Raw genomic sequence first — 14,487 nt, 5'->3', positions numbered from 1 at the left:
GTTCTCCATTTGATCTCCTCTCCCCTCGGGAGAGGGGAGAGGGAGAAGGAATCAGAAGATTTTCGAGAACTTATCAATGTTGCTGGCATCGTAAACAAACGGCTCAGCCATCGCGCCGCTGCCGTCGGCATCCAGCTTCACTTTGCCCAGTTTGCCCATGCTGGCTTCTTCTTTGGTCGCCGTGCCTTTCACCAGGTCATCCGCTAAGTAAGTGGCGGCATACCCGAGGTCGATCGGGTTCCAGATGGCGAAGCTCTTGCTGGCACCGGATTTCACCGCGCCTGCCATCTCAGACGGCAGGCCCAGACCGGTGACGTACACTTTGCCAATCTTGCCCTGATCTTTCACCGCCTGCGCCGCCGCCACGATGCCGACCGACGACGGAGAGACGATCACTTTCAGATCCGGGTAGGTTTTCAGCAGGCCGACCGCTTCGCGGTAGCTCTTATCCGACAGATCGTCGCCATAGGCCACGGTCACCAGATTGACGGACGGGTACTGCGGCAGCACCTTTTTCATCTCGGCAATCCAGGTGTTCTGGTTGGTGGAGGTTGGGGTGGCGCTCAGCACCGCCACGTCGCCTTTCTCTACGTTCAGCGCTTTCAGCGCTTCGGCCGCCAGCTTGACGTTCGTCTCGCCAATCAGCGCGTTATTGGAAGGGTTGAGGTGGATCTGGCGCCCGGCTTTCGCCACGCCGGAGTCCCATGACACCACTTTGATCCCGCGCTGCATCGCTTTTTTCAGCACCGGCACCACGGCATCAGGATCGTTGGCGGAGATAGCGATCGCATCCACACCCTGGGCGATCAACCCGTTCAGCACTTCGATCTGCGCTTCGGCGGTGGTGGTGGTCGGCCCGGTATAGATCACTTTGACATCACCTAACTCTTTGGCTGCCTCCTGGGCACCCACGTTTGCCGCTTCAAAGAAGCCGTTACCTAAGGATTTCGCCACCAGGGCGATTTTCACTTCAGCTAAAGCAGAACCGGACAACGCCAGGGCGGCAACGGTGAGGATCAAGCTTGTCTTTATTTTCATTGCTTTTACTCCACTTAATTAGGTGATTTGTGTAGGGATTGCAGGTGTAGCTTCGCCCCGTCTCAGTGAGCGGGGCGCGATGTTCTTATTTGTACAGATCTAACGCCGACTGCACAGGGTTAACGCCAAAGCGTTTGCCCAGCGCAATCAGTTCTTCCCGGGTGATGGTCTGCTTCATGCCACCCATCGAATACACTTTTACCAACACTTCGGCAGACTTCTCGGCGGTGTCGATCAGACCAAAGGTTTCATCGAGCGTCGGGCCGCTGCCGAACACGCCGTGGAACGGCCACAGCACCAGAGAGTGTTTTTGCATCTCAATCGCCGTGGCTGCGCCGATCTCGTCGGTACCCGGCACCATCCACGGCAGAATGCCCACGCCATCCGGGAATACCACCAGGCACTCGGTGCTGCCTTCCCACAGCTGACGGGTAATAACGTCAGTGTTGTTCTCCAGTACGAAGGTCAGGGCGATCAGGTTGGTGGCGTGGCAGTGCATGATCACGCGATCTTTCCCACTGGTGGCCTTGATACGTTCGCAGTGGGAGAGGAAGTGGGCCGGCAGCTCAGAGGTTGGCACCGCTTCGTCCGTCAGTCCCCAAAGAATGTGGTAGCCCGCGCCGTCGCTGTCCACTTTTACCACCCCTAAATTCGCGGTGGGATCGAGCTGCACGTTGCGGAAGAATTTGCCGGAACCGGTGACGATAAACGGCGTGTTGGCGAGCAGCGGCATCGGCTGGCTCAGGGCGATATAGCGCGGCTTCTGATGGAAGTCGGCGGCAAAGGGTTCAATATCCGCGTCATCCAGGCGCAGCGTCAGGTTGCCGCCGTTGCGCTCGTCCCAGCCTTTCAGCCAGGCGTCGGAGGTGGCTTTGATCATGCCCTGAACGAACCAGGATTGGGTGATGGTCTGCATAGTCTTTCATTTCCTTCAGAATGCCGGGGGCGCTGCGCTTGCCCGGCCTACGGTCATTTCCAGGCCCGGCAAGCGAAGCGCCGCCGGGCAATGTCTTTACTTACGATTAGCTAATACGTCCTGCTCATACGCCCGCACGGTATCCAGCCACTGGCTGCCCGCCGGGGCGTCGTTGCGCTGGCAGTACATTTCCCATACCGCCTGCCACGGCAGTGACTTTTGCTCCTCCAGCAGTGCCAGACGTGCGGTGTAATCCCCTGCGGCTTCCAGCGCGCGCAGCTCGGAGGTCGGCTCCAGCAGGGCGCGCAGCAGGGCTTTCTTCATGTTGCGGGTGCCGATAACCCAGGCCGCGATGCGGTTGATGGAGGCATCGAAGAAGTCGAGGCCGATATGCACCCGGTCAAACAGGTCATGGCGGACGATCTCGCTGGCGATGGCCTGGGTTTCGTCATCCAGCAGCACCACGTGGTCGCTGTCCCAGCGCACCGGACGGCTGACGTGCAGCAGCAGGTGCGGCACATACAGCATCGCGGCGGATATTTTGTCGGAGATCACTTCGGTGGGATGGAAGTGTCCCGCATCCAGGCACAGCGCGGTCTGACGGCTGGTGGCGTAGCCCATGTAGAACTCGTTGGAACCCACGGTGTAGCTCTCGGCGCCAATGCCGAACAGCTTGCTCTCCACGGCGTCGATGTGGTGCGCCGGGTCCAGCTTTTCGCTGATCGCTTCATCCAGCGCGGCCAGCAGGCGCTGACGCGGGGCGAGGCGGTCAACGGTAATGTCTTTCATCCCGTCCGGGATCCAGATGTTCATCACCGACGGGGTGCCCAGCTGCTCGCCAAAGTACGCCGACACGCGACGGCTGGCCTTCACGTGGTCGATCCAGAACTGACGGATCTCGTCATCGGCATGGGCGAGAGTAAAGCCGTCGGCGCTCAGGGGATGCGAGAAGCAGGAGGGGTTAAAATCGAGCCCCAGCTTGTTGGCTTTGGCCCACTCGACCCAGTTCTTAAAATGTTCCGGCTTGATGGCGTTGCGATCGACCGGCGTGTCGGACTCCAGATAGATGGCGTGCAGATTCAGGCGTTTTGGCCCCGGGATCAGGCTCAGGGCCAGCTCCAGATCGGCCCGCAGTTCGGCGGCGTTACGCGCCTTGCCCGGATAGTTACCGGTGGCCTGAATACCGCCGGTCAGCGCGCCGCCCGGATTCTCAAAACCGGCGACGTCATCGCCCTGCCAGCAGTGCATAGAGACGGGCAGACGGTCGAGCTGACGCAGAGCCTCCTCGACATCCACGCCCACGGCGGCGAAACGCTGTTTAGCCAGTTCCCAGGCTTGTTCAAGTTGAGTGGTCATGCGCAAAGCTCCTTAGTCAGTCGTTTTTGCTGAAACTGCGCCCGGTAGCGGGCAATTTCATGGCAGGGATTGGGTGTGAAGGTGGTCAGGCCGTAATTCGCCGATACCACCGAACGGAAATCGTCCACGCTGGTCAGCTCGTCCAGGGTCATCAGCTGAATGCCGATATTGCCGAGGGTAGAAGCCTCGACCGGGCCCGCCACTACGGTAATACCGCAGGCATCGGCACAAAGCTGGTTGAGCAGCTGGTTCTGGCAACCGCCCCCGACGATATGCAGCTGGCTGAACGGCTTACCGCGCAGGTCAGCCAGTTCGTGCAGAATGTCGGCATACAGCAGGGCAAGGCTGTCGAAAATGCAGCGCGCCAGTTCGGCCGGGCGGGAAGGAACCGGGTGTCCGGCCTCGAAGCAGGCGGCCTGGATCTCAGCGCTCATGTGCGCCGGATTGATAAAGCGGTCGTCGTTTGGGTTGATCAGGAACGTGCAGGCCGTCAGCTTTTCGGTCTCGGCGATCAGCGCAGGCAGGTCGGTAATGTTTTGCTCTTTCAGCACCCGCTGCAGCAGCCACAGGCCCATGATGTTTTTCAGCACCCGGTAGCGGCCTTCGGCGCCGCCTTCATTGGTGATGTTCGCCGCCATTGCCGCATCGCTGGTGTACGGAGTCTTGCTCTCAAAGCCCATCAGCGACCAGGTGCCGGAGGAGAGATAGGCGGCGTCTTTACTGGCAAGCGGAGAGGCGATGACCGCGCTGGCAGTATCGTGGCTTGCCACCGCGACCACCGGAATGTGATTGCCCTGCGGGCAAAGCCACTGACCGATCACATTACCCGGATGGGTTGGTGTGCCAAACCAGGCGGGCGAGGCGCCGGTCCAGTTCAGCAGCTTTTCATCCCAGTTATCCGAGTTGATATTAACCAGTTGGGTGGTGGTCGCGTTGGTATATTCCCAGTTCATGTTGCCGGTCAGGCGATAGCTGAAATAGTCCGGGATCAGCAGCGCGTGCGCCACGCTGGCGGCCAGGTCCGGCTGTTGCTCAACCAGCGCGCGCAGCTGGTACAGCGTGTTAAAGGGCAGGAACTGGATGCCGCTGCGCCCGTAAATGGTCTCTTTGCCAAGCTGGGCAATAGCATGCGCCATCACGCCATCGGTACGGTTATCACGATAGGAGACTGGCAGGCCGACGCGCTCGCCGTGGCGGTTAAGCAGCACGTAGTCAACGCCCCAGGTATCAATGCCAATGCTGTCAATGAGAATGCCTTCATTGCAGACGTTGGCCAGGCCGGTACGGATCTCCGTCTCCAGAGCGTCAATATCCCAGGTATCGAAGCCATCCTGCTTTTGCAGGCAGTTAGCAAAACGGTGCATTTCACGAAGCGAAAGCGTGCGCTGGTTACAGTCCCAGGTGGCCAGCATGACGCGGCCGCTGGATGCGCCTAAATCGACTGCCACACAATGGCGAAAAGTCATGGTCGGGTCCTTCTTTAAGTCATTGGCGATGAGTGTAAGAAAGGGAAGAAAAAGCCACCTTCTCGCCACTGACAGACGAAATCTGCGGCTGGCAAGAAAGCAAAGATGAACGTGAGGAAGTTCACAGTTTCCAGTAATGGCGGGGTTTGTGGGCAATGTGATGGTTACCGCATTTCCTGATCTTTCCGCCTGTTTCTTGAAAAACAGACAGCTTTTGCGAGGTTTGCTGCCGAAAATTTAAGGTGAGTCCGGAGAGCCTTAATTACTATTTTGAGAACATTTCTCATTGGTGGGGACCGTTATGACCGTACTACACAGCGTGGATTTTTTTCCTGCGGGAGGTTCGCCTGTCGCGATTGAGCCACGGCTCCCTCAGGCAGCGTTTCCAGAACATCATCATGATTTTCATGAGATTGTTATCGTTGAGCACGGTACGGGCATTCACGTATTTAACGGCCAGCCGTACACCATCAGCGGCGGCACGGTGTGCTTTGTGCGCGACCATGACAGGCACCTGTATGAACATACCGACAACCTGTGCCTGACCAATGTGCTCTACCGCTCCCCGGACGCGTTCCAGTTTCTCTCCGGGCTGAACCAGCTGCTGCCGCAGGAAAAGGACGGGCACTATCCGTCACACTGGCGGGTGAATCAATCCACGCTCCAGCAGGTGCGCCAGCTGGTAAGCCAGATGGAGAAGAGCGAAGAGGGTCAGGAAACGCACGCCATTGCCACCCGGGAGCTGTTGTTTATGCAGCTACTGGTGCTGCTGCGCCGCAGTAGCCTGGTGGAAGGGCTGGACAATAACGACGCGCGGTTAAACCAGCTGATGGCCTGGCTGGAAGATCACTTTGCTGAGGATGTCTGCTGGGAAACGCTGGCGGATGATTTTTCCCTGTCGCTGCGCACCCTGCATCGCCAGCTTAAGCAGCACACCGGCCTGACGCCCCAGCGCTATCTCAACCGGCTGCGTTTAATCAAAGCCCGTCACCTGCTGCGCCATACCGACGAAAGCGTGACGGATATCGCCTATCGCTGCGGTTTCGGCGACAGTAACCACTTTTCGACGCTTTTTCGCCGCGAGTTTAACTGGTCGCCGCGTGACATTCGCCACGGCAAGGACGCTTCACTTCAGTAACGCGAAGGCAGTCACCGTTTTTCACCGCAAAAAGGCTAATAATGTCAGGTTATTGGCCGTTGAGGTGATGGTGTGGTTGCTCAGTTAATTCTCCGTAAAGATGATTTTTTTACCTCCGCAGGCCAGGCCGTCGCGGTGGCGGATCGCTATCCGCAAAACGTCTTTGCTGAGCACACCCATGAGTTCTGTGAACTGGTGCTGGTCTGGCGCGGCAACGGTTTGCACGTTCTCAACGATCGGCCCTACCGCATTACCCGCGGGGATCTGTTCTACATCCGCGCCGAAGATAAACACTCCTACGCCTCAGTGAACGACCTGGTGTTGCAGAACGTCATTTACTGTCCGGAAAGGCTGAAACTCAACGTCGACTGGGCCGCCAATATCCCCCGTTTTAATGAAGCAAAGAGTACGCCGCACTGGCGCTTAAGCAGCAACGGCATGGCCCAGGTGCGCCAGGTGATCTCCCAGCTGGAGCAGGAGAGCCAGAAAAGCGATCCTGCTGCTAACCAGATGGCGGAGCTGCTCTTCGCCCAACTGTTAATGACCCTCAATCGCCATCGTTACGCCACCGATAACCCCTCAGCTACTGCCCAGGAAGCCCTGCTCGATAAGCTGATCACCACCCTGGCGGGCAGCCTGAATAAAAGCTTCGTGCTGGAGAGGTTTTGTGAACAGGAGCAGTGCAGCGAGCGCGCCCTGCGCCAGCAGTTCCGCTCCCAGACCGGGATGACGGTAAACCACTATTTGCGCCAGCTGCGCATCTGCCACGCCCAGTATCTGCTGCAGCATACGGAGCTGATGGTCAGCGAAGTGGCGATGCGCTGTGGCTTTGAGGACAGTAATTACTTTTCGGTGGTGTTTAACCGGGAGGTAGCGATGACGCCAGTACAATGGCGTCATCGCAGTCGAAAGGCCGCGTAATCAGTTTGCCATGCCAAGGCCGACAATGTTGGCCGCGATAATAATCACCACGCAGCCCAGGCTCAGCACGCCCACCGGACGACGCCCGGCGTTGTTCCACTCCTTCAGGATCAAGCCCACCAGCCCGCCGCAGAGCACGTAGAAGCTCATGTGCAGCATCCAGCTCATGTAGTCATACTGCGCCGGAATGCTGGCATGGCCCCAGGCGTAGAAGAAGAACTGCAGATACCACATCAGGCCGCCGAGCGCCGAGAGCAGCACGTTGGTGACGATCAGCGATTTTGCCAGTGAGAAATCCGCTTTTACCGACAGATCCTTCACTTTGGCCAGACGAATAAAGCAGAAGCCGAGGTTAACCAGCGCGCCGCCGCCCATGATCACCACGTAGCTTGGCAGAGCGACGTACAGCGGATCGGCCCCCAGCGCGGCTGCGGCTTCATGCATCGGTTTGGCGGTGTTCATCGCAAACGACATCCCCGCTGAGAAGATGCCGCACATGACCGCCAGCACCAGGCCTTTCTTCAGGTTGAAGTCCTCTGCCTTGATGCCCATTTTGCGCTCTTTCAACTGACCTGCGCGGGTGACAATACCCACGCCGATCACCGCCACCAGCACCCCCAACAGCGTCATACGGCCGCCTTCGGTGTTGATCAGCACGTCGAAGTTGCCGTTGAGGATCGGCGTCATCAGGGTGCCGACAATCAGCGTAATGCCGATCGCGATGCCGATACCCATCGACATGCCAAGGTAGCGCATGGTCAGGCCGTAGTTGATGTTGCCGATGCCCCACATGGCGCCAAACAGAAACACCGGCAGCAGGGTGGAGGCGCTGAAGGAAGAGAAGTAACCCCAGAAATCCGGGAGCAGCATGGCGCTAATGGTCCAGGGTAAAATCAGCCATGACACGGTACCGCCAACGGACCACATGGTTTCCCATGACCAGCCTTTAACCTTTTTAAACGGGGCATAGAAACAGGCTGCACTGGCCGCGCCTATCAAATGCCAGAAAATACCCATCGTAATCACATGATTCATTTTTACATCCTCATCGTTTTTATAGTCAGTAGCTTCCCGCCGACTTGATGAGTGTAAAAATTAGGCGGTTTGGGTACCTTCGGTAGGTTGCCGCACCTTCGTTTTGAATGGCAATCAACGCGTTAACCGCGTGAGCAGACTCACAAATTCGTTATTTATCAAAACTGAATAACCTTATTAAAACTACGGCATTGATAAACATTTTCAATATCATTTAATTAACTATAATGAACCAACTGCTTACGCGGCATTAACACGTTTGCCGCCCGACTATAATGGAGATGATTATGAGCTATACCCTGCCATCCCTGCCGTACGCTTACGACGCCCTTGAGCCGCATTTCGACAAGCAGACGATGGAGATCCATCACAACAAACACCACCAGACTTACGTTAACAACGCCAACGCGGCGCTGGAAAGCCTGCCAGAGTTCGCCAGCCTGCCTGCTGAAGAGCTGATCACCAAACTGGATCAACTGCCAGCTGACAAGAAAACCGTACTGCGTAACAACGCTGGCGGCCACGCTAACCACAGCTTCTTCTGGAAAGGCCTGAAAACCGGCACCACCCTGCAGGGTGACCTGAAATCCGCTATCGAGCGCGACTTCGGCTCCGTTGATAACTTCAAAGCTGAGTTTGAAAAAGCCGCTGCGACCCGTTTCGGCTCTGGCTGGGCGTGGCTGGTACTGAAAGGCGACAAACTGGCTGTGGTTTCTACCGCGAACCAGGATTCCCCGCTGATGGGCGAAGCAATTTCTGGCGCGTCTGGCTTCCCAATCGTGGGCCTGGACGTGTGGGAACACGCTTACTACCTGAAATTCCAGAACCGTCGCCCGGACTACATCAAAGCCTTCTGGGACGTGGTGAACTGGGACGAAGCAGCAGCACGTTTCGCCGCTAAAAAATAAGGTTGCAAAGCCGCCTGTGAGAAGCGAGTCTGATGACTCGCTTTTTTTATACCCACAATCTGCACAAGGAGCCGCGATGAACTATCCCGTTAATGTATTCACCGGAAAAATAAGGGACTATAACGGTAGCCGCCCGAGCGCGATTGCCAAACTGCAGGTTGACGGGGAACTGACGTTAACCGAGCTGGGTCTGACGGGAGATGAGCAGGCGGAGAAGAAAATCCACGGCGGGCCGGATCGGGCGCTGTGCCACTATCCGCGCGAGCATTATCAGCACTGGGCGAGCGAATATCCTGCCCAGGCCGGGCTTTTTGTCGCGCCGGCGTTCGGCGAAAACCTCTCCACTGAGGGGCTGACGGAGAAGAACGTCTTTATCGGGGATATCTTTCGCTGGGGCGACGCCCTGATCCAGGTGACCCAGCCGCGCTCCCCGTGCTTCAAACTCAACTTCCATTTCGGCATTAACGACATGGCCACGCAGTTACAGAACGCAGCGAAAACCGGCTGGCTCTATCGCGTGGTGCTGGCAGGGCAGGTTTCGGCTGATGCGCCGCTGACGTTGGTCTCCCGCCTGAGCGATGTGTCGGTGCATGACGCCTGCGCCATCGCCTGGCACATGCCCTTTGACGATGACCAGTACCGCCGCCTGCTGTCGGCGGCGGGGCTATCGACCAGCTGGACAAGAACCATGCAGAAGCGGCGAATTAGCAACAAGATCGAGGATAATTCCCGGAGATTATGGGGAAGATAGGCCGGGTAAGGCGAAGCCGCCACCCGGCACAATAGCTACGATCGTTTGTACAACGGCAACCAGAGCGTTAACCGTAATCCGCCCAGCGGGCTGTCGTCGGCTTTCACCCAGCCGCGGTGCTGCTGAATGGCGGTTTCGACAATCGCCAGGCCCAGCCCGGTACCGCCAGATTCCCTGTCGCGTGCCTCATCGGTACGATAGAACGGACGGAAAATCTGCTCGCGATCTTCCGGGCTCACGCCAGGACCATCGTCATCGACGTTGATGGTGATACCGTCTTTATCCACCGAGAACGCCACCTCGATTTTGGTATGCGAGTAGCGCAGGGCGTTACGTACGATATTTTCCAGCGCGCTTTCCAGCGTATTGGGGTTACCGTACAGCGGCCATGGCCCCGGTGGGAAGTTAACCGTGAAGGATTTCCCCATCTGCTCGGCTTCGAATGCCGCGTTATCCAGCACCTCATGCCACAGGTGGTTAGCTTTCACCGTTTCGCTCACCAGCGCGTTTTTCTGCTGATTGCGTGACATCACCAGCAGGTCATTGATCATGCTGTCCAGACGATGCGCTTCCGTTTCGATACGCTCCAGCTCTTTGCTCTCTCCGCCGCGGCGGCGCAGCAGGGCGGTGCCCAGTTGCAGACGCGTCAGCGGAGTGCGCAGTTCGTGGGAGATATCAGAGAGCAGACGCTGCTGTGTGGTCATCATCCGCTCCAGCGCCGTCACCATCTGGTTGAAGCTGGCACCCGCCGCCAGGAACTCCTGCGGCCCGGCTTCCAGTTCCGGGTGCTGCCGCAGGTTACCCTGCGCCACTTCATCCGCGGCGTTTTTCAACTTACGCGCCGGTTTCGCCAGGCTCCACGCCAGCCACAGCAGCAGCGGTGAACTCACCAGCATAGTGACAATTAAGAGCAGCAGCGGGCGGTCAAACAGCAGGTTGATAAAGTCGGACTGGGAGTTGCTCGCCGGACGAATCAGATAGAGCTGGTAGTTATCTTCCCCGTCATTGACGGAGAATGGCCCCACCATCTCTACCCGACCATATTTTTTCTTTTGCGGATGATCGGCGTTATCCGCCTGGCCAATGAAGTTGCGGATGATCTGCATTTCATTGCGATCGGCACCGATTACGCGGCCTTCGCTGGTGACCAGCAGCAGGCGTTGCCCCGGCGGCGCCCATTTTTCGATAGCGCGAAACAGCCTGCGCCACCACATCAAATCATTGGGCGGATCGATGGCCAGCTCTGCTTCTACGTGCTGCTCGATCATCACACCCTGACGTTGCTCGCTGTCGAGGAGCTCCGTCATCTGGCGTGAGTCGAGTTTGGGTAACATCAAAACCAGCATTAACACCAGTGCCAGCGTCAGCCAGAAGATGGCGAAGATGCGGGCGGTTAAGCTGCCTATCATGAAGCGGACACCATCAGATAGCCGCGTCCGCGCAGGGTTTTAAACCACGGGTGACCATCCTTGCGCTCCGGTAATTTGCGGCGCAGGTTGGAGATGTGCATATCAATGGCACGGTCGAAAGGGGTCAGGCGCTTACCCAGCACTTCCTGGCTCAGATGTTCACGCGATACCACCTGGCCCAGATGCTGCGCCAGCAGATAAAGCAGGGTGAATTCGGTGCCGGTCAGCTCCAGCGCCTGGCCGTCGAAACTGGCCTCCTGGCGGCCCGGATTGAGGCTCAGGGAATCCACTTCAAGGGTTGGCGAACCGTTGTCGGTGTTCTGCTGCTGCTCGCTCCAGTGCGAACGACGCAGGATCGCCCGAATACGTGCCACCAGCTCCCGGTCGTTAAACGGCTTAGGCAGATAGTCATCGGCACCCAGCTCAAGGCCCAGCACGCGATCGAGTTCGCTGCCGCGCGCGGTCAGCATAATTACAGGGGTCTGGTGAGTCTGGCGCAGCTCTTTAAGGGTGTCGATGCCGTTCTTCTTCGGCATCATGACGTCGAGCAAAAGCAAGTCGATGCTATCGTCGAGTTGACTCAGCGCCTGCTCCCCGTCATGGGCCACCGACACGTCAAAGCCTTCCATGTCGAGCAACTCCTTTAAAAGGGATGTCAGCTCTCGGTCATCATCAACTAACAGGATTTTATTCATTGTTTAAATACCTCCGAGGCAGAAATTACGTCATCAAGGCTCTCTAATCCATGACTTTACGTTGTTTTACACCCCCTGACGCATGTTTGCAGCCTGAATCGTAGACTGGTTCTCGTTGAATCGCGACACGAAAGATTTTGGGAGTAAGTGATGCGCAAAGTTACCGCTGCCGTCATGGCCTCAACGCTGGCGTTTAGTGCATTTAGCCAGGCTGCTGGAGTCATCACCGGCGATAACCGCTCCTCAACGGAGGGCATCGCGCAGCAGAGTGGCCAGGGCCATATGTTCGACGGCATAAGTTTAACCGAACATCAGCGTCAACAGATGCGAGATCTGATGCAGCGGGCTCGACATGACCAGCCCCCTGTTAATGTTAGCGAAATGGAGACAATGCATCGCCTTGTCACCGCAGAAAATTTTGACGAGAACGCTGTGCGCGCTCAGGCAGACAAAATGGCGCAGGAGCAGGTTGCCCGACAGGTCGAAATGGCTAAAGTCCGCAACCAGATGTTCCACCTGCTAACGCCCGAGCAGCAAGCGGTTTTGAACCAGAAACACCAGCAACGTATGGATCAGTTGCGTGAGGTTGCACGGATGCAGAAGAACGCTGAATCGACGCTTTTTAGTAGCAATACCCGTAGTAACCAGTAGACCCTGTTTTCCTTGCCATAGACACCATCCCTGTCTTCCCCCTCATGATGAGGGGGTTTTTTTTGCCCGTCATTCAAACGTAGTAACCGTTTATTCATCTTAATGACTCCTCTGCATCCGTTATACTAGCGGCATAGCATGACAGGAGTGTTTATGAATCAATCCTATGGGCGGCTGGTAAGCCGGGCCGCATTGGCTGCGACGATCATGGCGTCGTGCCTGTTAGTGATTAAAATTTTTGCGTGGTGGTATACCGGTTCAGTCAGTATTCTGGCGGCGCTGGTCGATTCGCTGGTGGATATTGCCGCTTCGCTCACTAACCTGTGGGTGGTGCGCTACTCGCTGCAGCCGGCGGATGAAGAGCATACCTTTGGTCACGGCAAAGCCGAGTCGCTGGCGGCGCTGGCACAAAGCATGTTTATTTCCGGTTCGGCGCTGTTCCTCTTTTTGACCGGGATTCAGCATCTGTATACCCCGTCACCGATGAAAGATCCGGGCGTGGGCGTTGTCGTCACGGTTATTGCACTTATTAGCACATTGATTCTGGTAACGTTCCAGCGCTGGGTTGTGCGCAAAACGCAAAGTCAGGCGGTACGGGCCGATATGCTTCATTATCAGTCTGATGTTATGATGAACGGCGCGATCCTGATTGCGCTCGGTCTGGCCTGGTATGGCTGGCATCGGGCCGATGCGCTATTTGCGTTAGGGATTGGCTTTTATATTTTATACAGTGCGTTGCGCATGGGGTACGATGCGGTGCAATCGCTTCTCGATCGCGCCTTGCCAGACGCAGAACGGCATGAAATCTTCGAAATTGTGACCTCCTGGCCCGGTGTCAGCGGCGCTCACGATCTTCGCACGCGGCAGTCAGGGCCGACCCGCTTTATTCAGATTCATTTAGAAATGGAAGATAACCTGCCGCTGGTTCAGGCACATCTGGTGGCTGAGCAGGTTGAGCAGGCGATTTTGCAGCGTTTCCCGGGGTCAGACGTCATTATTCACCAGGATCCCTGTTCAGTCGTACCTAAGCCAGGCAATGGACATTTTGAGCTTTCGTAATTCGTTGTAAAAAAGTGAACCGGGCCAGCATTTTGTGGAAAAATAACCGCCATATGGCCTGACCTGAATCAATTCAGCTGGAAGTGATTGATATACTATTTGCAGTATTCGTTGGTCGTCAGAAGTCTTCCGGCAACAGATTTCATTTTTGCATTCCTAAGTTCAGAGGTAGTCATGATTAAGAAAATCGGTGTGTTGACAAGCGGCGGTGATGCGCCCGGCATGAACGCAGCAATTCGTGGTGTAGTTCGTGCTGCGTTGACGGAAGGTCTGGAAGTTTTTGGTATCTATGACGGTTATCTGGGCCTGTATGAAGATCGCATGGTGCAGCTCGACCGCTACAGCGTGTCCGACATGATTAACCGCGGCGGTACCTTCCTGGGTTCCGCTCGTTTCCCGGAATTCCGCGATGACCGCATCCGTGAAGTGGCTATCGAAAACATGAAAAAACGCGGCCTCGACGCGCTGGTCGTTATCGGTGGTGACGGTTCCTATATGGGCGCCAAACGTCTGACCGAAATGGGCTTCCCGTGCATCGGTCTGCCTGGCACCATCGACAATGACATCAAAGGTACCGACTACACCATCGGCTACTTCACTGCCCTGGGCACCGTGGTTGAAGCGATTGACCGCCTGCGCGACACCTCTTCTTCTCACCAGCGTATCTCTATCGTTGAAGTAATGGGCCGCTACTGTGGCGACCTGACTCTGGCTGCGGCGATTGCCGGTGGCTGTGAGTTTGTCGTGGTTCCGGAAGTGGAATTCAGCCGTGAAGACCTGGTTGCGGAAATCAAAGCCGGTATCGCGAAAGGTAAGAAACACGCCATCGTAGCCATCACCGAGCACATCTGCGACGTTGACGAGCTGGCGAAGTACATCGAAACCGAAACCAAACGCGAAACCCGCGCCACCGTTCTCGGCCACATCCAGCGCGGCGGCTCCCCGGGTCCTTACGACCGTATCCTGGCCTCCCGTATGGGTGCGTACGCGATTGAACTGCTGCAGCAGGGCTTCGGCGGTCGTTGCGTCGGCATTCAGAACGAAAAGCTGGTTCACCATGACATCATCGACGCTATCGAAAACATGAAGCGTCCGTTCAAAGGTGACTGGCTGGACTGCGCGAAAAAACTGTACTAATCAGCTG

General features: G+C 56.8%; 14 protein-coding genes. 7 read left to right on the top strand and 7 right to left on the bottom strand.

Features of this window, described 5'->3' with window-relative positions:
• Positions 1-51: 51 nt before the first annotated feature.
• From rhaS (GNG27_RS22960) to rhaB, 4 genes are all read right to left on the bottom strand, one after another.
• Complete coding sequence (gene rhaS / locus GNG27_RS22960; protein WP_032615332.1) at positions 52-1,038, bottom strand: rhamnose ABC transporter substrate-binding protein; 987 nt, start codon at positions 1,036-1,038, stop codon at positions 52-54.
• An 85-nt stretch (positions 1,039-1,123) separates the two neighbouring features.
• Positions 1,124-1,954 carry a rhamnulose-1-phosphate aldolase gene (gene rhaD, locus GNG27_RS22955; RefSeq protein WP_142487587.1) on the bottom strand — a complete coding sequence of 277 codons (831 nt, stop codon included), beginning with the start codon at positions 1,952-1,954 and terminating at the stop codon, positions 1,124-1,126.
• Positions 1,955-2,050: 96 nt separating this feature from the next.
• Positions 2,051-3,310, bottom strand: a complete 1,260-nt coding sequence (gene rhaA, locus GNG27_RS22950) for an L-rhamnose isomerase (protein WP_156264939.1) — start codon at positions 3,308-3,310, stop codon at positions 2,051-2,053.
• Positions 3,307-4,776, bottom strand: coding sequence for a rhamnulokinase (gene rhaB, locus GNG27_RS22945; protein ID WP_142487585.1), 1,470 nt, complete (start codon positions 4,774-4,776; stop codon positions 3,307-3,309). Before rhaB ends, rhaA begins: the two co-directional genes overlap by 4 nt.
• 301 nt (positions 4,777-5,077) lie before the next feature.
• On the opposite strand from rhaB, the gene rhaS (GNG27_RS22940) reads away from it, so the two are divergent.
• Entirely contained in the window at positions 5,078-5,914 is an 837-nt protein-coding gene (rhaS, locus tag GNG27_RS22940; protein WP_142487584.1) for an HTH-type transcriptional activator RhaS, read from the top strand.
• A gap of 72 nt (positions 5,915-5,986) precedes the next feature.
• Entirely contained in the window at positions 5,987-6,835 is an 849-nt protein-coding gene (rhaR, locus tag GNG27_RS22935; RefSeq protein ID WP_156264937.1) for an HTH-type transcriptional activator RhaR, read from the top strand.
• On the opposite strand, the gene rhaT is transcribed toward rhaR, so the two are convergent.
• The gene (gene rhaT / locus GNG27_RS22930) at positions 6,836-7,870 is read right to left on the bottom strand and encodes an L-rhamnose/proton symporter RhaT (protein WP_156264935.1); all 1,035 of its coding nucleotides are present in this window, start codon (positions 7,868-7,870) and stop codon (positions 6,836-6,838) included.
• A 287-nt stretch (positions 7,871-8,157) separates the two neighbouring features.
• Here rhaT and sodA point away from each other — a divergent pair, with 287 nt between their 5' ends.
• Together sodA and yiiM are read left to right on the top strand one after the other, a co-directional pair.
• A complete protein-coding gene (sodA, locus tag GNG27_RS22925; RefSeq protein WP_156264933.1) occupies positions 8,158-8,778 on the top strand; it encodes a superoxide dismutase [Mn] in 621 nt (206 codons plus the stop codon).
• Between the two features lie 76 nt (positions 8,779-8,854).
• On the top strand, positions 8,855-9,529 hold the full coding sequence (gene yiiM, locus GNG27_RS22920) for a 6-hydroxyaminopurine reductase (protein ID WP_156264931.1): 675 nt from the start codon (positions 8,855-8,857) through the stop codon (positions 9,527-9,529).
• Between the two features lie 35 nt (positions 9,530-9,564).
• On the opposite strand, the gene cpxA is transcribed toward yiiM, so the two are convergent.
• Together cpxA and cpxR are read right to left on the bottom strand one after the other, a co-directional pair.
• Positions 9,565-10,938: an envelope stress sensor histidine kinase CpxA gene (gene cpxA, locus GNG27_RS22915; protein WP_142487580.1), complete on the bottom strand. Its 1,374-nt coding sequence runs from the start codon at positions 10,936-10,938 to the stop codon at positions 9,565-9,567.
• Entirely contained in the window at positions 10,935-11,633 is a 699-nt protein-coding gene (gene cpxR, locus GNG27_RS22910) for an envelope stress response regulator transcription factor CpxR (RefSeq protein WP_106995771.1), read from the bottom strand. The genes cpxA and cpxR overlap by 4 nt, the downstream gene beginning before the upstream one ends.
• Before the next feature lie 150 nt (positions 11,634-11,783).
• Between cpxR and cpxP the strand changes: the two genes are divergently transcribed.
• From cpxP to pfkA, 3 genes are all read left to right on the top strand, one after another.
• Positions 11,784-12,284, top strand: a complete 501-nt coding sequence (cpxP, locus tag GNG27_RS22905) for a cell-envelope stress modulator CpxP (RefSeq protein ID WP_156264929.1) — start codon at positions 11,784-11,786, stop codon at positions 12,282-12,284.
• A gap of 153 nt (positions 12,285-12,437) precedes the next feature.
• Positions 12,438-13,343, top strand: coding sequence for a CDF family cation-efflux transporter FieF (gene fieF / locus GNG27_RS22900; RefSeq protein ID WP_142487578.1), 906 nt, complete (start codon positions 12,438-12,440; stop codon positions 13,341-13,343).
• Positions 13,344-13,517: 174 nt separating this feature from the next.
• The gene (gene pfkA / locus GNG27_RS22895; protein ID WP_142487577.1) at positions 13,518-14,480 is read left to right on the top strand and encodes a 6-phosphofructokinase; all 963 of its coding nucleotides are present in this window, start codon (positions 13,518-13,520) and stop codon (positions 14,478-14,480) included.
• The last annotated feature ends 7 nt before the right edge of the window (positions 14,481-14,487 follow it).

The organism is Leclercia sp. 119287, assembly GCF_009734485.1.
Taxonomy (GTDB): Bacteria; Pseudomonadota; Gammaproteobacteria; order Enterobacterales; family Enterobacteriaceae; genus Enterobacter; species Enterobacter adecarboxylatus_C.
This window is presented reverse-complemented; position numbering and strand designations above follow the sequence as displayed.